We start from the raw sequence: 20,071 nt of genomic DNA, 5'->3' as shown, positions 1-20,071 counted from the left end.
TGAAAGCCGCTGCGGCTCCGCGGGTTGGCGTTTTGCCCGCCATCGGGTAAATCGGCCGCTATCGGAACGGCTTTTGCAATGCCGATTCCTCTGCCTGGGCGGGCTCTATTTCGGGAATATCTCTTTTATGATCGCATTGGTCCGTATCGCGCTGAGCCGGCCATATACTTTCGTCGTGCTCGCGATCCTGCTGCTGATTATCGGACCGCTGGCGGCGCTGCGCACGCCGACCGACATTTTTCCGGATATCCGCATCCCCGTGATCGGCGTGGTGTGGCAGTACACCGGCCTGCCGCCCGACCAGATGTCCGGCCGCATCACCACGCCGTTTCAGCGCGCGCTGACCACGACCGTCAACGACATCGAGCACATCGTCGCCAATTCCTACAACGGCGTCGGCATCATCAAGATCTTCTTCCAGCCCAATGTCGACATCCGCACCGCCAACGCGCAGGTCACCGCGATCTCGCAGACCCTGCTCAAGCAGATGCCGCCCGGCGCGACGCCGCCGCTGATCCTGAACTACAGCGCCTCGACGGTTCCGATCATCCAGGTCGCGCTGTCGGGCGAAGGCCTGACTGAGCAGAACCTCGCCGATATCGGCATCAACCAGCTGCGCACGCCGCTGGTCACTGTGCCCGGCGCCGCGATCCCGTATCCGTTCGGCGGCAAGCAGCGCCAGGTCCAGATCGATCTCAATTCGACGGCGCTGCAGGCCCGCGGCCTGTCGGGCCAGGACGTCGCCAACGCGCTCGCCGCGCAGAACCTGATCACGCCGGTCGGCACCCAGAAGATCGGCAATTTCGAATACACCATCAACCTCAACAACTCGCCGCTGCGGCTCGAGGAGCTGGGCGACCTGCCGGTCAAGCAGGTCAACGGCGCGATGGTTTATGTGCGTGACGTCGCCTCGGTCCGCGACGGAAACCCGCCGCAGACCAACATCGTCCATGTCGACGGCAACCGCTCGGTCCTGATGATGGTGCTGAAGGCCGGCGCCACGTCGACGCTCGATATCATCTCCGGCATCAAGCAGAAGGTGATCGAGGTCAAGGACCAGATGCCCGACGCGCTCAAGATCGGATTCATCGGCGATCAGTCGGTGTTCGTCCGCGGTGCGATTACCGGCGTCGCCTTCGAGGGCGTGATCGCAGCGCTCTTGACCAGCGTGATGATCCTGCTGTTCCTCGGCAGCTGGCGCTCGACCGTCATCATCGCGGTGTCGATCCCGTTGTCGGTGCTGGGCGCCATCATCATGCTGTCCCTGATCGGCGAGACGCTGAACATCATGACGCTCGGCGGCCTCGCGCTCGCGGTCGGCATCCTGGTCGACGACGCCACGGTGACGATCGAGAACATCAACTACCACCTCGAGCAGGGCAAGCCGGTCGAGCAGTCGATCCTCGACGGCGCCAACCAGATCGTGACGCCGGCCTTCGTCTCGCTGCTCTGCATCTGCATCGTGTTCGTGCCGATGTTCTTTCTGTCCGGCGTGGCGCGCTTCCTGTTCGTGCCGATGGCCGAAGCAGTGATGTTCGCGATGATCTGGTCGTTCATCCTGTCGCGCACTCTGGTGCCGACGATGGCGAACTATCTCTTGCAGCCGCATGTGCATCACGAGGGCGCGCCGCCGAAATCGCGCAATCCGTTGGTCTGGTTCCAGCGCGGCTTCGAGGCGCGGTTCGAGCGCATCCGCAGCGGCTATCGCGGCCTGCTCGTAATGGCGCTCGGTCATCGCACGGTGTTCGTGACCGGCTTCCTCGCGGTCGTCGCCGCATCGTTCCTGCTGGTGCCGTTCCTCGGGCGCAATTTCTTCCCGTCGGTCGACGCCGGCAACATCCTGATGCATGTCCGCACCCAGGTCGGCACCCGCGTCGAGGAGACCGCCAACCAGCTCGCCGACATCCAGAAGGCGATCCGCAAGCTGGTCCCCGGCGAGATCGAGACCATGACCGACAACATCGGCATGCCGATCTCCGGCATCAACATGACCTACAACAACACCGGCGTGATCGGTCCGCAGGACGGCGACATCCAGATCCGCCTGAAGGAAGGCCACAAGCCGACCGAGGAGCATGTCCGCGCGTTGCGTGAGCAATTGCCGCGGCTGTTCCCGGGCACCAGCTTCGCGTTCCTGCCGGCCGACATCGTCAGCCAGATCCTCAACTTCGGCGCGCCGGCGCCGATCGATTTGCAGATCCGCGGCGCCAATCTCGACGCCAACTTCGCCTATGCCAACAAGCTGCTCGCCAGGATCAAGCGCATCCCCGGCATCGCCGACGCCCGCATCCAGCAGTCGCCGAACAACCCGACCTTCAACATCGATGTCGACCGCACCCGCGCGCAATATGTCGGCCTGACCGAACGCGACGTCACCAACTCGCTGGTGGTGAACCTCGCCGGCTCCTCGCAGATCGCGCCGACCTATTACCTCAACCCGGACAACGGCGTGTCGTATTCGATCGTGATGCAGACGCCGCAATACCAGATCGACTCGCTGAGCGCGCTGCAGACGCTGCCGATCACCGCGACCGGCAACACCCAGGCGCCGATCCTCGGCGGCATCGCCGACATCAAGCGCGCGACCTCGAGCGCGGTGGTCTCGCAATATGACATCCAGTCGCTGGTGCAGATCTACGCGACGACGCAAGGCCGCGATCTCGGCGGCGTCGCCACCGACGTGCGCCAGCTGATCGCTGACACCGCCAAGGAAGTGCCGAAGGGCTCCTCCGTGGTGCTGCTCGGCCAGGTGCAGACCATGAACTCGGCCTTCACCGGCCTGTTGTTCGGCCTGCTCGGTGCGGTCGTACTGATCTACTTCCTGATCGTGGTGAACTTCCAGTCCTGGTCGGACCCGTTCGTGATCATCACGGCGCTGCCCGCAGCACTTGCCGGCATCGTCTGGATGCTGTTCACGACGCAGACCACGCTGTCGGTTCCGGCGCTGACCGGAGCCATCATGTGCATGGGCGTCGCGACCGCCAACAGCGTGCTGGTGATCAGCTTTGCGCGCGAGCGCTATGAGGAGCTCGGCGATCCCGTCGCGGCGGCGCTGGAGGCCGGATTCGTCCGGTTCCGCCCGGTGCTGATGACGGCGCTGGCCATGGTCATCGGCATGGCGCCGATGGCGCTGGGGCTGGGCGAGGGCGGCGAGCAGAACGCGCCGCTCGGCCGGGCCGTGATCGGCGGCCTGATCTTTGCAACCTTCGCGACGCTGATGTTTGTTCCCGTGGTATTCAGTATGGTACACAAGAAGCAAGGCGCCAAAGCCGCCGCCTCATCGGAGATTCCGCATGCCGCCCACTGAACAGCGCCCGCCGGTTTCGCGCCGGAAACTGGGCATCTTCGGCGTGGTGGCGCTGGTCGGCGCCGGCCTGATCGTCGGTACCGGGATCCGTGCCCGCGAGGAGCAGGACACGCGGCTGAAGGAATGGACCGACGACCAGGCCGTTCCGACCGTCGCCGTGGCACTGCCGACCGCCAAGGCGCTCACCCCCACCATCGACCTGCCAGGCCGGCTCGAGGCCTATTCCCGCGCGCCGATCTTCGCCCGGGTCTCCGGCTACCTGAAGACCTGGGACGTCGACATCGGAGCCCGCGTCAAGGCCGGCCAGGTGATCGCCGAAATCGAGGCGCCCGACCTCGACCAGCAATTGCTGCAGGCGCGCGCCGATCTCGCCAGCGCCCAGGCATCAGCCAAGCTCTCCGAGGCGACGCTGAACCGGCGCAAGACGCTGGTCGCCTCGAACTTCGTCTCGGCCCAGGAGATCGACGAGCGCACCGCCGACCTCTCCAACAAGAACGGTGCGGTCAAAGCCGGCCAGGCCAATGTCGAGCGGCTCGAAGCGCTCGCCGGTTACAAGAAGATCACGGCGCCGTTCGACGGCGTGGTGACCTCGCGCGACACCGACGTCGGCGCGCTGATCAATGCCGGCGGCAACTCGGGCCCCGCGATGTTCACGGTCTCCGACATCACCAAGCTTCGCGTTTACGTCAACGTGCCGCAGAATTACGTCCCGGCGATCAAGATGGGCGCCAAGGCCGCGCTGGTGTTGCCGGATTACCCGAACCGCACCTTCCAGGCGACGGTGGAGGCTTCCTCGCAGGCGGTCGATGTCGCCTCCGGCACGACGCGGATGCAGCTCGGGCTCGACAACTCGTCCGGCGAGCTGATGCCGGGCAGCTACGCCAGCGTGAAGCTCAATCTGCAGCGCGACTCCACGCCGCTCAGCATTCCTGCCAGCGCGCTGATCTTCAACAGCAACGGCCTGCGGGTCGCGACCGTCGGCCCTGACGACAAGGTGCTGTTCAAGACCGTGAAGATCGGCCGCGACCTCGGCAAGGACATCGAGCTCGCCTCGGGCCTCGCGCCCGACGACCGCATCATCACCGCCCCGCCGGACGGTCTCGCCGACGGCGACCACGTGCGCGTGACCGGCCCCGGCGCCAAGGGCAAGCCGACCACGGCGTCCGAGAAGCAGGACGTGAAGGGGTAGGGGAGGACGCAGCAGCGTTCTCTCCGTCATGCCCGGGCTTGTCCCGGGCATTTTCGTTTTCAGGTGATGCTTTGGGAGGGCACCTCTTACCTCTCCCCGCAAGAGCGGGGCGAGGGAGCCTTACACCGCGCCTGGGGCGAGAGTTCTTATCCCGCCCGCCATTCCAGCACGCCGTCGCCGGCGGTGACGATGTCGCCGAGCGTGCCGACCGGCGTGCGGTCCATGTCCTGCAGATACGCCAGCGTCGCCGTATCGCTGGCCGGGATGCGGCCGAGCGTGCGGCGGCCGTCCTCGGTGCGCAGCATGGTGACGCCATGCTCGACCTCGCCATTGGCGCGGTAAATCACGGTGAAGGCTTCGACCTTGCTCTTGCCCGCGGCCTCCGCGGTGAAATCGGGCACGTCACGCCTGTTGCGGTCCGCTTCCGCCTGCACGGAGGTGTCCTGCTTGAGCGCCGTCGTCGGCGCCGCGCGCGACAGCACGAGGCCATGATGCTTGGTGACGAAGCCGCCCTGGCCGTAGAGCAGGCCGAGCGTGCCGCCGCTGCGGAGCTTGCGCACCATCGCGCAGGCCGAATGCGTCATGTAGGTGTTGAGCGGCGCGCCGAAGAACGTAAGACCACCCGTCACGGTCGGCTGCACGTCGGCACCGAGGCCGAGTGTGCGGCGCGCCATCTTCGGCACGCAGGGGAAGCAGCTATACAGCTCGATCGCATCGAACTTCCTGCCGTCGCCGCCGACGAGGTCCATCACCGCCTTCAGCACCGCATTCTGCGCGTGGCTCTCGACGAACTGATCGCGGATCAGATAGTCGCGCGGCTCTTCCGCCGAGGCGCCGCCGAGCGGATAGATCAGCTTGTCCTCCGGCACGCCGGCAGCGCGCGCCTTGGCAAGGCTGGTCAGGATCAGCGCGCCACCCATGTTCACCGTCGGGTTCGCCACCATCAGTTTTGTATACGGCCAGGCGATCATCCGGTTATCGGGCGTTGCGGTGGTGATCTCGTCGCCGGTGAAGCGCTTCTTCAGCCACGAGTTCGGATTGTCGGCCGCAACGCGCGCATAGGTCGACCACAGATCGCCGGATTCCTTCAGCGCCTCGCGCGGGGTCTGGCCCCAATGCGCCGAGGTTGCGGACTCATAGAGCGGATAGACCGTGATTGGCCTGAAGACGCCGAGCGACACCGCCAGCGGCTTCTGGAACGCGGCGCCGCGCTTCGGCTCCTCGACGTCGTGTGCGAACGGCGTCCACGGCAGTTCGACGCCGGCGCGCTGCGCCTTGGTCGCGGTCGACTGCGCCTCCGCGCCGCACACCGCGGCGACACTGCATTCGCCGCGCGCAATGCGCTGCGCTGCCTCATGCAGATAGCGGATCGGGCTCTCGCCGCCGACCGGGCCGTAATAGAGATGCGAAGGCTGAACGCCGAGCCGCTGCGCCAGCTGCTTCTCGGGATCGCGGTAACGCCAGCTCAGGAAGTTGACGACGTCGAGCGACTGCACGTCAGAGAGCAGCTTGGCCCCGCTGTCGGCCTCGGCGCGCTTCAGCGCCTCCTCGAGCAAGGTGAGCGGCTCGAGGCCGGCGGCGATGTCCTTCGGACGATCGACGATCTCGCCGACGCCGACGATGACGGGAATGCGGTCTTCGGGGATGCTGTTCGACATTCTTGTTGGTTCACTCTGCGGTATTGGACTCGATCGTTGTTCTGGGCGTCATTGCGAGCGAAGCGAAGCAATCCACATCTCCACACGGGGATAGGTTGGATTGCTTCGTCGCTTCGCACCTCGCAATGACGAGGAGGGGCCGCGTGCACTCACTCCGCCACCAGCGCGTTCATGTGCTCGACGGCTTCGACAAAGTCTTCCTTGAACTCCTGCACCACGGCGCCGGCCGACTTCACGCTGTCGATCAGGCCGACGCCCTGGCCGACGAAGTAGGTGACGAGATCGCGCGCCTTCTCGTTGCCGGCCGCAGCCGAGCGGTCGATGGCATTGAAGGCGTCGCGGCTGATGATGCTTTGCAGCGGCATCGGCAGCGCACCGGGGCTGTCCGGCGAGCGGTCCCAGGCATCGGTCCAGACCGAGCGGAGCTGGCGCGCCGGCTTGCCGGTGCGGCCCTTGGAGCGGATCGCGTCGCGCGAGGACGCCGCGATCATCTTCTCGCGGAAAATCTCCGAGGTCTCCGACTCCACGGTGGCAAGCCACACCGAGCCGGTCCAGGCGCCGGCCGCGCCCATCGCCATGCAGGCCGCCATCTGGCTGCCGGTCATGATGCCGCCGGCGGCGAGCACCGGCACGTCGCGGATCTTCCTGACCGCCTTGATCACCTCGGGCACCAGCACCATGGTCGAGACCTCGCCGCAATGGCCGCCGGCCTCGGTGCCCTGTGCGACCAGGATGTCGACGCCCGCCGCGACCTGGCGCAGCGCGTGCTCCTTGGAGCCGACCAATGCCGCCACCGGCACGCCGTGCTTGCGGCCCATCTCGATCATCGCCTTCGGCGGCACGCCGAGCGCATTGGCGATCAGCCGGATCGGATGCCGGAACGAGACCTCGAGCAGTTGCAGCGCGGTCTCGGCATCGAAAGGCTGTGGCTGGTTGTCGGCGACGTTTCGGCTCGTCAGCTCGATGTCGTATTTCTTCAGCAGATTGCGGGTGAAGTCGCGATGCTCCTGCGAGACGCGCGCCTCCAGGCTCTTCCAGGTGACGTTCTTCTCACCCGCGGTCGAGATGTTTTCCGGGATCAGCACGTCGATGCCATAGGGCTTGCCGTCGACATGCGCATCGATCCACTTCAGCTCCTGCTCCAGCGTGTCCGGCGTGTGCGCGGTCGCGCCGAACACGCCAAAGCCGCCGGCGCGGCTGACCGCCGCCACCACGTCGCGGCAGTGGCTGAAAGCGAGCAGGGGGAAATCGATTCCCAGCATGTCGCAGATCGGTGATTTCATGGAGCGGTTCTCCCGGCAGCCGTTTTTTGTGCTTGTTGGCATCAGGCTTCCGCGACGCTAGCGCATCATGGATGGCTAAGCCAAGCCGGTTTCGGCTACCGCGATCTTGCGTGCAAGCGCTGCTCTGGCTGCATCCCTCGCGGCGCATTCCGCAAGGTAGAAAATGCGGGAGAACGGGGTGGGCAAAGCCAGCTGTGCCCACCATCTAGTGCGGACATGCACGGCGGTCGCCGCGCCACCTTGGAAAAACGTAAATCGGGAGCCAATGACGTGACTGACACCCCTGCCTACGAGCCGCCAAAAGTCTGGACCTGGAACAAGGAGAGCGGCGGGCGTTTCGCCAGCATCAACCGGCCGATCGCCGGCCCGACCCATGACAAGGAACTGCCGGTCGGCCGTCACCCGCTGCAACTCTACTCGCTGGCGACGCCGAACGGCGTGAAGGTCACGGTGATGCTGGAAGAGCTGCTCGCCGCGGGGCACAAGGGTGCGGAATACGACGCCTGGCTGATCAAGATCGACGGCAACCAGTTCGGCAGCGGCTTTGTCGCGGTCAATCCGAACTCGAAGATCCCGGCGCTGATGGACCGCAGCGGATCGGAGCCGATCCGAGTGTTCGAGTCCGGCTCGATCCTGGTTTATCTGGCGGAAAAATTCGGCGCATTCCTGCCGACCGACGCCAAGACGCGCGCCGAAACCTTCTCCTGGCTGTTCTGGCAGATGGGTGCCGCGCCCTATCTCGGCGGCGGCTTCGGGCATTTCTATGCCTACGCCCCGACCAAGATCGAATACGCCATCGATCGCTTTGCGATGGAGGTGAAGCGCCAGCTCGACGTGCTCGACCGCCGTCTCGCCGATAGCGAATATCTCGCGGGCGACGTCTATACCATCGCCGACATGGCGGTGTGGCCCTGGTACGGCAGCCTGGCCAAGGGCCTGCTTTACGGTGGCGGCGAATTCCTCTCGGTGCAGGACTACAAGAACGTGCAGCGCTGGACCGACGCGATCGCGGCACGGCCTGCGGTGAGGCGCGGCCGCATGGTCAACCGCACCTGGGGCGAGCCGTCGAGCCAGCTCCACGAGCGGCATGAGGCCAGCGATTTCGAGACCAGGACGCAGGACAAGATCGGCGAGCAAGCGGCGTCGTAGCGTCGCCAGCAAGCTTCGGCCTCTCGGTGAAACTCGTCATGCCCGGCCTTGTGCCGGGCATCCACGTCTTTGCTTCAATGCGGCCTGAAAGACGTGGATGGCCGGGACAAGCCCGGCCATGACGACGAATTAGCGAATCGCAATCCGCCCTCGTGCGCGGAAGACATCGGCGGGTTACGCCTTCGGCCAACCCGCCCTACGCATCATTGAAGCAAATCGTCGTACTCCGGATGCTTCTTCATGAAGCCCTGGATGAACTCGCACTTCACGACGAGCTTGCGGCCCTGCGCGCGCACCGCCTCCAGCGTGGCGCGGGCGAGCTTTGAGCCGATGCCGCGGCCGCCGAGCTCCGGCGGCACCTCGGTATGCACCAGCGTGATCGCATCCGGCGTCTTGCGGTAGACCACGAAGGCGGTGGCGCCGTCGACTTTGAGCTCGAACCGGCTCTGCGCCTCGTTGTCCTGGAATGCTTCGCTCATTTATCTTCCTCGGTTATTTCTTCTGCGCGCCCTCGGCTGCGGGAAACACCACGCGGTCGTCGGTGCGGCAATAGCGGTCGGCGAACATGCGGCCGATCGGGTGGTAGCGCTCCATGTGCACGCGCATCGCCTCGCGATCCCACAATTCGTCGCGGATGTGGAAGTGGATGCCTTCGCCCATGATCAGCTGGCGGTCGCCGTTGACGTCGATCAGCTTCCAGGTCTTGCACTCCATCGCGAAAGGGGCGTCGGCAAGCCGGGGTACCGCGATCCTGCGCGAGGGCGCGAGCTTGAGGCCGAGATAGTCGGGCTCGCCGATCTCGGGCGGGAAGTCGCCCGAGCTCTCGTGCATCGCGCGCGCCAACGGTTCGTCGGTGAGGTTGACCACGAACTCACCTGTGCGCTGGATGTTGATGAAGGTGTCCTTCTCGCGGCCGTCGGGCCGACGGTTGACCGCGAACATGCAGAGCGGTGGGTCCTCGCAGAACACGTTGAAGAAGGAAAACGGCGCCGCATTGACCACGCCATCCGGCCCGATGCTGGTCACCCAGGCGATCGGCCGCGGCAGCACGAAGGAAGTCAGCACCTTGTAGCATTCGCGCTGGGTGAGGTCGCTTGGGGCGTATTCCATGGGATGATCCGGAAGAGCGTAGGGCGGGTTAGCGAAGCGTAACCCGCCGCGGGCGCACAGCAAAGTAAAAGGCGGGTTACGCTTGCGCTAACCCGCCCTACCAAACTTGCTTACCTCGCCCCGCGAAGAGCGGGGAAGAGAAAAAAGCCTACGGCATGCTCAGCTCGTGGCGGCCGACCACCATCCAGTGCACCTCGTCCGGACCGTCGGCGAAGCGCAGATGGCGGACGTCCTGGTACATCTCGCCGAGCGGGCTCCATTGCGAAATGCCGGTGGCGCCGTGCATCTGGATCGCCTGGTCGATGATCTTGCAGGTGCGCTCCGGCACCATGGCCTTGACCATGCTGACCCAGATCCGCGCTTCCTTGTTGCCGAGCACGTCCATCGCCTTGGCAGCCTTGAGCACCATCAGCCGCATCGCTTCGATCTCGCAGCGCGCCTGCGCGATGATCTGCAAATTGCCGCCAAGATGGGCGATCTTCTTGCCGAAGGCTTCGCGGGTCAGGCCACGCGACACCATCAGGTCGAGCGCCTTCTCGGCCTTCCCGATCGTGCGCATGCAGTGATGGATGCGGCCCGGGCCGAGACGGACCTGCGAAATCTCGAAGCCGCGGCCCTCGCCGAGCAGCATGTTCGCCTTCGGCACCCGGCAATTGTTGAAGCGCAGATGCATGTGGCCGCGCGGCGCGTGGTCGTGGCCGAACACATGCATCGGGCCGAGGATCTCGACGCCGGGGGTGTCGATCGGGACCAGGATCTGCGATTGCTGCTTGCTTGGCGCAGCGTCCGGATTGGTCTTCACCATCACGATCATGATCTTGCAGCGCGGATCGCCGGCGCCGGAGATGTAGTACTTCTCGCCGTTGATCACCCACTCGTCGCCGACGAGCTTTGCGGTGGTCGAGATGTTCTTGGCGTCGGAGGAGGCGACGTTCGGCTCGGTCATCGCATAGGCCGAGCGGATCTCGCCGTTGAGCAGCGGCTTCAGCCATTTCTCCTTCTGCTCCTTGGTGCCGACGCGCTCCAGCACTTCCATGTTGCCGGTGTCGGGCGCGGAGCAATTCATGGTCTCCGACGCCAGCGGATTCTTCGCAAGCTCGACGGCGATATAGGCATAGTCGAGGTTCTTCAGGCCCTGGCCGGTCTCGTCATCGGGCAGGAAGAAGTTCCACAGCCCTTCCTCCTTGGCCTTGTCCTTGGCCTTCTGCAATACCGCGAGCTGCTCCGGCGTGAAGCTCCAACGGTCCTTCTTGCCCTCGGCGAGTCGCATGAACTCGACCGACATCGGATCGACGGTCTCACGGATGAACTTCTTGACGTGCTCGTAAAGCGGACGAACCTCGTCCGACATCCTGAGATCGTTGAGTTCTTCGCCAGGATTGAGATTGTAGGTCGTGGTTCGCGGGATATAGGCGTGTTTCATTCTTGGTCCTCCCATCAGCGAGAGTTTCGCGTTGCGGCCGACAATAGACTTAGGATTTGCGAAGCGCGAGCATGCTTTTCGGCGTGATCCCTGCCGCATCGCGGAATATCGCGACAGCGTTTAAAACGTTGTTTAAACGCCGTCGGTCTCAAGATCGAATTTGGCGGCAGGCGCTCAGACCATCCGGTGCATCGCGCAGATCTTGTTGCCGTCGAGATCGCGCAGATAGGCGAGGTAGAGCTTGACGCCAGAACCTTCCCGCACGCCGGGCGGGTTCTCACAGGGCTTGCCGCCGTTAGCGACGCCGGCCGCATGCCAGGGCTCGACCTGCTCCGGCGAATTGCAGGCAAAGCCGATCGTGCCGCCATTGGCGTGCGTCGCCGGTTCGCCGTTGATCGGTTTGGAAACCATGAAAATGCCGGCCTTGGTGAGGTACATAATGCGGTGACCGTCGACCCGGGCCGGCCGGACATCGAGCGTGGCCAGCAACGCGTCATAGAACGCCTTGGCCTTGTCCAGGTCGTTGGTGCCGATCATCACGTGTGAAAACATCTGAAATATCCTCCCTGCTTGTCTTGGCGCGTTGTTTTGGCGCGTTGTTTTGGCGCGTTGTCTTGGCGCGCCGCAATGCCGCGCAATGTCCCGCATGCCGCGCGCGCCGGTCAAACGCTAGCAGCAGATTTGCCGCGGCGGAAGCGGCCTCGAGGCGTGCGGTGTTCGGAAGCGACGTTGTTTCCATGGTCATTCCCCGGTGCGCAATTGCGCACCTGAGGGCTCGCGAAGCGAGAACCCGGAATGACGGTGAGGTGAGCACGCCGCTTAGGCTCCCTCTCCCCTTGCGGGAGAGGGTGGGGAGAGGGGTGGCCCCGGGCGAGCTGATCGATGAGTGCATCGGTCTCGCAACGTGTTCGCTTGCCGCTGTGACAAATTCGGAGAGAGTTCGCCGTATGGCACCCTCTCCCTCACCCTCTCCCGCAAGGGGAGAGGGAACCCTTCCGCTAGTGCTTCCCTCACGCGCTCAATCACTGAGTTGCCCGACGTGGCAAGACCCTCCGCCAAAGGCAATTCGGTTTATCGGAATAGCAACTCGGTGTATGGTGCACCCGTCTCACCCGATCGAGGGCGCTTCGCGGTCGTCACGAACGCGGTGTGGGATGCGGTGGACGCCGAATGCGCAACTGACGAGTGCGCATGAGGCGGACGGCGAAGTCGTGTGGTCCCTACGTCAAGGCCGTTTCCTCGGGGATTTCGCATGGTTTTTGCGGCCGGGCCCGGCTAGGCCCTGTTTTCAGCGGGCCCTGAGACCAAAACATAAAGAAACATGCTTGAGCCGGGGGCAGTCTGTGATGGTCAGAATGTAGGCGGGAAAAAGCGTAACAGCGTAACACCGGCCGGTGCCGTTACGCTGTTACGTCTTTTTCCCCCTAGGCTTTGGCCTCGCCTGCATCGGTCGCTTGGCCTTGCTCTTCTTTTTACTCGGCGGCGCCGCTGGTGCTGCGGCTTCTGGCGCGGCTGGATCGCGGCCTCTACCATACGATTGCCACGCGGCCTCGAACGGCGCGAGCCTGTATCCTCGCGCGGTCTTGTCGCTCGACTTCCGATGCAGTTGGTTGAACGGTTGCGGCTTGATATTGTCGAACTCTTTCAGCATCGTCGCCAGTTCGTGCGCCGTCAGTGCATGCGCAATTGTGCTGCCCTTCGGGCCTTCCCACTCCGACCACATGTCGTGCTCGTGTAAAGCGGCGAGCAAATCCGCCGTTCGAAGCCGATCAGCGTTTGCGGATTTGAATGCGTCGATGCAGTGCTCAATCAGAGTGATCTCCGGGTCTTCATCGCGGACCGACTTGCTGAATTCCAACGCAGCCTCACGCGCCAGCGCGGGCCAGTCGTAGTCTTTCGACACCCCGCAAAGCTCGGCGACGGCGATCAACGGTCGCCAATTGTCCGCGAACCGGTTCTTGAACAGAAGCTCTGGCGTGGTGTTCACGAATGCGCCGTTCGCACGGAAGAACGCTGACAAGCCTTCTGCTGTGTGAATCAAGGCTGCATCTTGTCCATCGAACTCCCGCAACTTGGTTCGGCTGCGTTGCATGGCGATGACGATGGATCGATCCATTAGCGGCCCGTGGAGGCGCTTGATTGCAGCGAGAGCAATGGGCGCAAACACCGAGAAGTAGACAAGCTCACCATTTATGACGCGGGTTTCGACGGTGCCCTTACGATGTCCGGCGTTCAACACCCGGCGTTTGATCGGACTGTTGGGCAGGTCGGCGTTGTCGACTTCATCAAGCAGCAGCGTCGGTGTGGTGTCGAGCAGACGGAATAATCCCGCCTCGCTGATGCCATCGATCCTGTGTGCGTTCGGCGTCAACTTCTCAATGAACGCCAGCAGCGTGGTCTTGCCGCAGCCACGAACCGGGCTCGTCAGAAATAAGCGCGGCGTCTGGATAAAGGATTTGTAGACGTAGGCGTGGCCGATCCACAACGTCACTGCTGTAATTTGATGTTCGGTGAGGCTGACACATTCGGCCAGCAAGTAACGAACCAGATCGAGCGGATGGAAATCGAACACTGTCTTGTCTGCTGAGGCATCATAGTCCGGGAGCTGCACATCTTCCTGCAGCAGCTTACTGAGGTCGTTCCACGACTGCTGGTGTCGTTTAAGCAGCTCGAAGATTTTCGTTCGCGCGTTCTCGGCCTCGCCGGAATTGCTCGACCCCATCAAGGCATGAAGCCTACGCAGCCGCTCACGGTCTTTCTCTGAAATGGTCATCGAAGCACCCACGACGATTCGGTCCGCCCTCATTGAGGAGGTGGATCACAGGACCAAACGAGAAGCGGGGGTGCTTCGTGCTGCGTCGGTGAACCGGCGCAGAGTCGAAACACGCGCTCGCTGGGAGACGGTGCTGCATGCAGTGTACTGCAACATCCTGCGCTTGGAAATACGTCATAACGATTGAGCGCGCGAGGACACTCTAGAGAAGGTCGAGCGCAAAGTTTAATTTTGATTTGGTATTCTGCTTGCCGCGAAGCACTTTGCTGATGCGTGCATCATCGCGACGTCAACACAAAAGCGATTCGTCCTACACGATGAAATTTTCAGCGAAGGCCACGATCGACGAAGGCGAACGAGTGCAGTCGCAGTACACTCCTTAGTGTCGCTAGCAACATCGAGCCCAAGGAGAGGACGCATCATTATGATGAGCAAGTTGACTGCAGCTAAGGAGAAGCTGCTGCAGAGCAGCACTTCAATCACCGATCCCGACGACGAACACACCACCACCAGGCCGCGCAAGATGCTCTCGGAGAAGGACGTACTCAACCTCGTTCCGTTTTCGAGGACCACGCTCTTTCGACTGGAGAAGAACGGAAAATTCCCGCGCAGCACGTTCGTCTCCCCGAACAGGAGATGCTGGTTCGAAGCCGAGATCACGGCGTGGCAGACCGCGTTTGCCACGAAGGATTACCGCGATCCCGAGCGCCCGCGTCGCGGCGGACGCCCAGCCATAAAGAAAGACACGACTCGAACCCCGGCACCCAAAGCCGGGGTTTCGCTTTTAGGCGTCAAATAAACTGACAGGGCACAAAACAGAACCGCAAGACCACAACATGGAGAGAAGCAATGGGTGAAGCAAAATGGAAACGTGAACATACTCAGGCAAACGCAGATGCAGGGTTCAAGGATTATTCGGCGCGATACCGCAAGTTCATCTCCAAGGTGTCGGACATGGAGATCGGCGAAGGATGGATGCGCGGCGAACTGGCCAAGGCAATCGGGATCGATATGCTTGTATTGCATCCGCGTGGAGAGCCGGTGCGGAGATCAAATTGTGAACTCAAGCTTGAGTTGCGCTACTACCACCTGCACGTCTTCACTGCAGTGTTGCCGGATATCGGGCGCATCGATGCGATAGTTCGCGACTGGGTCGAGATGATGAAACTGCTGCCACCATCGAAAGATCGGCGCAACAGTACCCGTGATTTTTTGATGGAGTGGTTACTCGAAAACCGGCACTACACCGACGAGCCTCACACACAGAACCATAGCGGAGCGATCATGGCGACGGCCATGCTCTGGCTGCACATGACTGGACCGCTGGAGCGGTTCATCAGGGCGGCGCTCAATAAAGCTAAGGACGCCGGACACAGCACGGCTCTCGTCTTTGAAGTGACGGACATGCCGGGCTTGATCGGTCACAAGGCCTACAACTGGCGAACGATCCTTAACGCGTCCGACGATGGCACCGAAATACATGGCTCCACAATAAACCTGACAAGTTAAGACCATGCCGCCCGCCCCGGCCTCGCCGGAATCGCAGACAGCAAAATCAAAGCGCAAAAAGGAGGATGCAGGCAACACCCCGCCGATAGGCGTCGGCGGGGTGGACATCAAACAGGTTTGCTAACGAGGCGTAAATGAATAACACGCTCCCAAATACTGATCAAGCGCCTGCTAATGAACCCCGCAAGAGCCAACCCTTTGCCGTCGCTCAAGTCGCCAGCGCGGCACGCGTCGAGCGCGGCAATGATCTCTACGAAACACCGGCCTGCGCGGTGCACGCGCTGCTGAAGGTCGAAAAGATTCCGCGCGCCGTCTGGGAGTCTGCCGCTGGAGGCAGCGCGATAGTCATTGTGCTGCGCGCTACCGGGCATTTCGTCGTTGGCACCGATATCAGCGAGGGGCGCGACTTCTTTCAAGAGCGCGAGATGCCTGCAGGCACCGCGTGCATCACGAATCCGCCGTTCGCTAAGGCCGACCGCTTCGCCGCGCACACTCTGACGCTCGCGCCGAAGGGCGCGCTGCTGCTCCCGTTAGGCTTCTACGAATCCGTTAAGCGCACACCTATCCTCGAAGGCGGCCAACTCGCACGGGTCTGGGTTTTCCGGAATCGCCTGCCGGGCATGCATCGTGCGGGCTGGAGCGGCAACAAGTCGAGCAATGCCGTCGCTTTCGCGTGGTTCGTTTGGTGCCGCAATCACAACGGCCCGCCGACGCTGCACCGCCTCACAGCGGAAGGCAGGTGAGCCAATGTCCGAGCCCGACGCAACAACTGATCTCGACACCCACTCCTTCGTGGTGACGTTTTTCGAGAACGAATTCGCAGCATCAAAGCGCGTCTCAAGACTAACGTTGCCGGAATTGCGCGATCTGATTTTGCGAGAGACTGCCATCGACAAGATGAAGCTGCCTTGGCTCAAGCTGGCGTCGTTCGGCGGCACACGTAGCGAGAAGAACTGCCTGCGCACGAACGCCAACCTCGATGAGATTACCGGGATCGAGACCGACTACGACGCCGGACTGATCCCGTTCGACGATGCGATTGAAGCGATGCGAAAAGCGGGCGTTCGATGCTTGTTATACACATCGGCGTCGCATGTCGCTGGTGAGAGGGAGCGTTGGAGAATTCTGGCGCCGCTGTCGAAGAGCCGCGAAAAAAAGATCCGGGAGAACCTCGTGGCGTGCGTTAACGGGCTTTTCGGTGGTGTGCTGGCCGATGAGAGCTTCACGCTCTCGCAAGCGTACCTCTTCGGCAGCGCAGAAAATCCCGATCACCGCGCCATTGTGCTCGACGGTGACTTTCTCGATCTACGCGAAGACCTATATGCCGGAGCGATCTTCAAGAAGAATAGTAACGAGCAAAAACCTGATGATGCTAACGACAAATCCTCGATTGACTGGACCAAAGTCGCCGAACATGCCGGATGGCTCAAGAGCGCTGCCGATCTGCCGGAAGATTTCAACGCCAAGGGCAAACTGATCATTGGGCACGCCGGCAACCTCGATGATCTGCGGTTCGATCTCGATCAGGCCAATCTCGCCAGCAAGCCATACCAGAGCTGGTCCGAAGTATCGTTCGCGCTCACCGCGATCTTCAAGAACGACAAGAGATTCAGTAATGAGCAAATCGCCGCCGCGCTGTTGTGCGATCTACCCTGCAATCAACACATCCTTAGGCAGCGCGATCAACGCCGCGCCGTCGGACGCCTGCTTGGTCGCTGCCATCAGCAGCTAGACAACAACGACATCAGGAAGGTACGACTTGCTGGTGAGCCAGATTGGCGTGAGTGTCGCAAGGACGGTTCGCCGCGTCCATCGATGCACAATGCACGGCTTGCCGTCTGTGTGCTCGGCATCGAATGCAAGTACGATACCTTTCACGGCAAGATGTTGTTCGGCTATCGGGGCGACACGACGCAGCATGCCCTCGAAAAGCTTCTCGGTGAAGTGTCCGACAACGGCATTATCGCGTTGCGGCAATTGATGTCAGATCGTTTCGGGTTCGACCTGACTGAAAAACACGTGCGAGATGCCGTCACTTCCCTGGCGCTCGAACACTGTTTCGATCCCATCGTGGATATGTTGGCCGAGGCCGAAGGCAATTGGGATCGGAAGCCACGGCTCGACAAGATGGCGGTCGATTATTTCAACTGTAGCGACACACCGCTCAACGCCGCCTGCGCCCGCAAGACGATGATCGCGGCGGTTGCTCGGGCACGCACTCCCGGCATCAAGTTCGATCAGATTCTGGTGCTCGAGAGCGAAGAAGGCTACGAAAAATCCACCGCATGGCGCGTGCCCGCGGGCGATGACAATTTTTCCGACGAGAAGATCATCGGCCGGGAAGCTCGCGAGGTGCAGGAGCAGCTCGCCGGGATATGGATTCACGAATCCGCCGACTTGTCTGGCCTGCGAAAGGCCGAAGTCGAAACGGTGAAGGCGTATGCATCGCGGCAAGTCGATATAGCACGCCCCGCCTATGGGCACTTCGTCAGGAAGCAGCCGCGCCACAGTATCGAAGTCGGCACGACCAACAGCGATGAATATCTCCAAAGCCAAACCGGCAATCGACGGTTTTGGACGTTGCTCGTGCAACAACCCATCGACATCGACAAGCTGAAGCGCGACCGGCTCCAGCTCTGGGGCGAAGCCGCGTACTACCACAGCCAAGGCGAAAGCCTCGTGCTCGATAAACAGCTATGGGCTGTTGCTGGCCGGGAGCAGGAGCATCGCCGGGTGAAAGACCCTTGGGAAAATGTGCTGCGCGATATCCCTGAACACACTCCCTACTGCTACTTTCAAGACGGTGTGAAGCACGAAGGTCTGCGCAACATCATCGACCACGATTTCGTTGACAAGGAGCAGGTTTCGGCGGCGGACCTGCTGGCCTACGTGCTCAATCTCGCGCCGCAGAATCAGCGTGTCGAACACACCATGCGGTTGTCGCTCGCGATGAAGGCGGTGGGCTGGAAACGGAAAAAGAACGGCTATGTCACCATTAAAGGCCAGCGGGTGCGCGGCTATTACCGAAGGACGAAGTGAGAGGCTCGAGAGACCCCGAGAGGCTTCTTGTGAGTTGCCAAACTCTTTTTCTGGCAGTGCACACCAGCCGGCCATGCGAGGCACTAGCCTATATTGCGTAGAAGCTTCTAGCCTTAGAGTCAGGTCTCTCAGGTCTCTCTTATGACTGCAGCACAGCGATTTCTCGACAAGCGGCAGGCCCCCCCCATTGGGGTCCAAGTCGCTCAGGTCACCCATCGCAGGGCGTGCGCGCGGCAGGCGGATAACGAAAGAAAACGCTTGCCGCATGAGACCTTGATGGCGATCATGGTGGGCGCAATGCTGGCCAAGCGTGCTGATCCAATCGACAGCATCGTGAACCGCTCCCAACCCTGAGCGCCCTTTGCGATGCTCTCACTGATAAAGGCAAGGTCAATCGTGGATAACTTGCACACAATTGCTGATCTCGTGGAACGGCCAGTCATGTTCGCGCGCATCGAACAAGCGCGTAACTAGGTTGGTATGTCACTCAACGTCAAAGGGGGCCGGGGGGGAGTTCGCGAACTAAAAGGAAGCGGATGACGGGATCGGTCCATGGAGCAGCCACCATAAAGCTGTACAATTACCGGTAAATTCCGCCCCGGTGCCGGTAGAAGGACGTGTGTAATGGGTATCCGAGGCCGCCCATCGATGGCAACGCTGATGATGCCGGGCAATCCGACCGAGATCATTCAACGCCCTGACGCCCCATACGAGCTGACCGATGAGGAGGCCGATGAGTGGCGTGCTGTGGTCGGATCGATGCCTGCCGATCATTTCATGCGCGGCAATTTCGCGCTTCTCAACCAATACTGTCGACATGTGATCGCAGCCCGTCGGGTCGCCCAGCTGATCGGCCAGGTGCTCGAGGAGGGGGATTTCGATCGCGAGGAATTTGGCAAACTGCTCCAGCTCCAGGTGACCGAGACTGCTGCAATCACCCGCTTGTTGCGATCCATGCGCTTGACCCAGCAGTCGGTCCTTCGGGCAGAGACGAAGCACCCTCGGGGACCAGCAAGACGCCCGTGGGATCCGGAGTGAGCTGCCCTTTGCCCCAGCGGCGCCCATTCACCCTACTTCGCCGAAACGGTACGCAACGGTACGTGCGGTGTGCCGAAGCTTCTGGTGCAGCCCTCACAGAGAAAGCCAGACTAGGTGTTTCATCCGCGCGTCGTACTCATAAATCGAAGTTCGTGAGCGAGCTCGACCCATATCCGCTATCCGGGGTATTGCAGACTCAAACTGGACATCGCCTCGGGTCCGAAAAGGGCCAGGGCGAGAAGTGGCAGCTGTTGGCGGATTGTGTTGAAGAAGTCCGCGAACTGGCAATTTGGGATCGGGCAATGCGACCGGCGCACGGGTGCTTGATTGCGCCTAGGCGGGCTGGAGCGCAGGGATCGGGATCAGCTTTGCGAGCTTCCTGAGGTTCTGCGCCGTTGCGGCAAGGAGGAACTCGTCACGAGCGCCCAACGGGCCTCTTAGCCTGAGACGGTCGAGGCGCAGGATGCGCTTGAGGTGCGCGAAGAGCATCTCAATCTTCTTCCGTTCGCGCCGGGACCTGACATAGGCATCAGTCTTGGCAATATCGCGCGCAACGTCCCGGGCCTTTTCGTGGATTGAACGTGGGACCTTGC

The 20,071-nt window shown here is 62.1% G+C and carries 17 protein-coding genes; 9 read left to right on the top strand and 8 right to left on the bottom strand.

Annotated features, from left to right (window positions below):
- The first annotated feature begins 127 nt into the window (after window positions 1–127).
- Both K359_RS0103045 and K359_RS0103040 read left to right on the top strand, forming a co-directional pair.
- Window positions 128–3,307: an efflux RND transporter permease subunit gene (locus tag K359_RS0103045; protein WP_029078021.1), complete on the top strand. Its 3,180-nt coding sequence runs from the start codon at window positions 128–130 to the stop codon at window positions 3,305–3,307.
- On the top strand, window positions 3,294–4,496 hold the full coding sequence (locus tag K359_RS0103040) for an efflux RND transporter periplasmic adaptor subunit (RefSeq protein ID WP_029078020.1): 1,203 nt from the start codon (window positions 3,294–3,296) through the stop codon (window positions 4,494–4,496). The genes K359_RS0103045 and K359_RS0103040 overlap by 14 nt, the downstream gene beginning before the upstream one ends.
- Before the next feature lie 146 nt (window positions 4,497–4,642).
- Here K359_RS0103040 and K359_RS0103035 read toward each other — a convergent pair whose 3' ends face one another.
- Complete coding sequence (locus tag K359_RS0103035; RefSeq protein WP_029078019.1) at window positions 4,643–6,154, bottom strand: acetyl-CoA acetyltransferase; 1,512 nt, start codon at window positions 6,152–6,154, stop codon at window positions 4,643–4,645.
- A 149-nt stretch (window positions 6,155–6,303) separates the two neighbouring features.
- The gene (locus tag K359_RS0103030; protein ID WP_029078018.1) at window positions 6,304–7,437 is read right to left on the bottom strand and encodes a nitronate monooxygenase; all 1,134 of its coding nucleotides are present in this window, start codon (window positions 7,435–7,437) and stop codon (window positions 6,304–6,306) included.
- 270 nt (window positions 7,438–7,707) lie between these two features.
- Between K359_RS0103030 and yghU the strand changes: the two genes are divergently transcribed.
- A complete protein-coding gene (yghU, locus tag K359_RS0103025; RefSeq protein WP_029078017.1) occupies window positions 7,708–8,586 on the top strand; it encodes a glutathione-dependent disulfide-bond oxidoreductase in 879 nt (292 codons plus the stop codon).
- 203 nt (window positions 8,587–8,789) lie between these two features.
- Here the strand turns inward: yghU and K359_RS0103020 are convergent, their stop codons facing one another.
- The 5 genes from K359_RS0103020 to K359_RS0103000 all read right to left on the bottom strand — a co-directional run bounded on the left by K359_RS0103020 (window position 8,790) and on the right by K359_RS0103000 (window position 13,892).
- The gene (locus K359_RS0103020) at window positions 8,790–9,065 is read right to left on the bottom strand and encodes a GNAT family N-acetyltransferase (protein ID WP_029078016.1); all 276 of its coding nucleotides are present in this window, start codon (window positions 9,063–9,065) and stop codon (window positions 8,790–8,792) included.
- 13 nt (window positions 9,066–9,078) lie between these two features.
- Window positions 9,079–9,696, bottom strand: a complete 618-nt coding sequence (locus tag K359_RS0103015; RefSeq protein WP_029078015.1) for a flavin reductase family protein — start codon at window positions 9,694–9,696, stop codon at window positions 9,079–9,081.
- Between the two features lie 148 nt (window positions 9,697–9,844).
- Window positions 9,845–11,119 carry an acyl-CoA dehydrogenase family protein gene (locus K359_RS0103010; RefSeq protein WP_029078014.1) on the bottom strand — a complete coding sequence of 425 codons (1,275 nt, stop codon included), beginning with the start codon at window positions 11,117–11,119 and terminating at the stop codon, window positions 9,845–9,847.
- Window positions 11,120–11,293: 174 nt separating this feature from the next.
- Window positions 11,294–11,671, bottom strand: coding sequence for a VOC family protein (locus tag K359_RS0103005; RefSeq protein WP_029078013.1), 378 nt, complete (start codon window positions 11,669–11,671; stop codon window positions 11,294–11,296).
- Window positions 11,672–12,527: 856 nt separating this feature from the next.
- Window positions 12,528–13,892 carry a DUF3631 domain-containing protein gene (locus tag K359_RS0103000; RefSeq protein ID WP_198031098.1) on the bottom strand — a complete coding sequence of 455 codons (1,365 nt, stop codon included), beginning with the start codon at window positions 13,890–13,892 and terminating at the stop codon, window positions 12,528–12,530.
- Between the two features lie 424 nt (window positions 13,893–14,316).
- Between K359_RS0103000 and K359_RS50950 the strand changes: the two genes are divergently transcribed.
- The 6 genes from K359_RS50950 (at window position 14,317) to K359_RS0102970 (ending at window position 19,478) form a co-directional block, all read left to right on the top strand.
- The gene (locus K359_RS50950; protein ID WP_035975966.1) at window positions 14,317–14,691 is read left to right on the top strand and encodes an AlpA family transcriptional regulator; all 375 of its coding nucleotides are present in this window, start codon (window positions 14,317–14,319) and stop codon (window positions 14,689–14,691) included.
- Window positions 14,692–14,741: 50 nt separating this feature from the next.
- Window positions 14,742–15,401: a hypothetical protein gene (locus K359_RS0102990; protein ID WP_035975963.1), complete on the top strand. Its 660-nt coding sequence runs from the start codon at window positions 14,742–14,744 to the stop codon at window positions 15,399–15,401.
- Window positions 15,402–15,535: 134 nt separating this feature from the next.
- A complete protein-coding gene (locus K359_RS50945; RefSeq protein WP_198031097.1) occupies window positions 15,536–16,144 on the top strand; it encodes a class I SAM-dependent methyltransferase in 609 nt (202 codons plus the stop codon).
- A 4-nt stretch (window positions 16,145–16,148) separates the two neighbouring features.
- A complete protein-coding gene (locus K359_RS57095) occupies window positions 16,149–18,440 on the top strand; it encodes a virulence-associated E family protein (protein WP_198031096.1) in 2,292 nt (763 codons plus the stop codon).
- A gap of 141 nt (window positions 18,441–18,581) precedes the next feature.
- Window positions 18,582–18,794 (top strand): hypothetical protein, encoded by a 213-nt coding sequence (locus K359_RS0102975; RefSeq protein ID WP_029078010.1) that lies wholly within the window; start codon window positions 18,582–18,584, stop codon window positions 18,792–18,794.
- 294 nt (window positions 18,795–19,088) lie between these two features.
- On the top strand, window positions 19,089–19,478 hold the full coding sequence (locus tag K359_RS0102970) for a hypothetical protein (RefSeq protein ID WP_035975960.1): 390 nt from the start codon (window positions 19,089–19,091) through the stop codon (window positions 19,476–19,478).
- Window positions 19,479–19,811: 333 nt separating this feature from the next.
- On the opposite strand, the gene K359_RS50935 is transcribed toward K359_RS0102970, so the two are convergent.
- A partial coding sequence (locus tag K359_RS50935; RefSeq protein ID WP_029082718.1) for a transposase occupies window positions 19,812–20,071 on the bottom strand: 260 nt, incomplete at its 5' end.

This window comes from Bradyrhizobium sp. th-b2, assembly GCF_000426785.1.
GTDB lineage: Bacteria > Pseudomonadota > Alphaproteobacteria > Rhizobiales > Xanthobacteraceae > Bradyrhizobium > Bradyrhizobium septentrionale.
This window is presented reverse-complemented; position numbering and strand designations above follow the sequence as displayed.

Excerpts from the sequence above, each read along its gene's own strand:
- K359_RS0103045 (WP_029078021.1), top strand. The coding sequence starts at position 128 with ATGATCGCATTGGTCCGTATCGCGCTGAGCCGGCCATATACTTTCGTC.
- K359_RS0103040 (WP_029078020.1), top strand. The coding sequence starts at position 3,294 with ATGCCGCCCACTGAACAGCGCCCGCCGGTTTCGCGCCGGAAACTGGGC.
- K359_RS0103035 (WP_029078019.1), bottom strand. The coding sequence starts at position 6,154 with ATGTCGAACAGCATCCCCGAAGACCGCATTCCCGTCATCGTCGGCGTC.
- K359_RS0103030 (WP_029078018.1), bottom strand. The coding sequence starts at position 7,437 with ATGAAATCACCGATCTGCGACATGCTGGGAATCGATTTCCCCCTGCTC.
- K359_RS0103020 (WP_029078016.1), bottom strand. The coding sequence starts at position 9,065 with ATGAGCGAAGCATTCCAGGACAACGAGGCGCAGAGCCGGTTCGAGCTC.
- K359_RS0103015 (WP_029078015.1), bottom strand. The coding sequence starts at position 9,696 with ATGGAATACGCCCCAAGCGACCTCACCCAGCGCGAATGCTACAAGGTG.
- K359_RS0103010 (WP_029078014.1), bottom strand. The coding sequence starts at position 11,119 with ATGAAACACGCCTATATCCCGCGAACCACGACCTACAATCTCAATCCT.
- K359_RS0103005 (WP_029078013.1), bottom strand. The coding sequence starts at position 11,671 with ATGTTTTCACACGTGATGATCGGCACCAACGACCTGGACAAGGCCAAG.
- K359_RS0103000 (WP_198031098.1), bottom strand. The coding sequence starts at position 13,892 with ATGACCATTTCAGAGAAAGACCGTGAGCGGCTGCGTAGGCTTCATGCC.
- K359_RS50950 (WP_035975966.1), top strand. The coding sequence starts at position 14,317 with ATGATGAGCAAGTTGACTGCAGCTAAGGAGAAGCTGCTGCAGAGCAGC.
- K359_RS0102990 (WP_035975963.1), top strand. The coding sequence starts at position 14,742 with ATGGGTGAAGCAAAATGGAAACGTGAACATACTCAGGCAAACGCAGAT.
- K359_RS50945 (WP_198031097.1), top strand. The coding sequence starts at position 15,536 with ATGAATAACACGCTCCCAAATACTGATCAAGCGCCTGCTAATGAACCC.
- K359_RS57095 (WP_198031096.1), top strand. The coding sequence starts at position 16,149 with ATGTCCGAGCCCGACGCAACAACTGATCTCGACACCCACTCCTTCGTG.
- K359_RS0102975 (WP_029078010.1), top strand. The coding sequence starts at position 18,582 with ATGACTGCAGCACAGCGATTTCTCGACAAGCGGCAGGCCCCCCCCATT.
- K359_RS0102970 (WP_035975960.1), top strand. The coding sequence starts at position 19,089 with ATGGCAACGCTGATGATGCCGGGCAATCCGACCGAGATCATTCAACGC.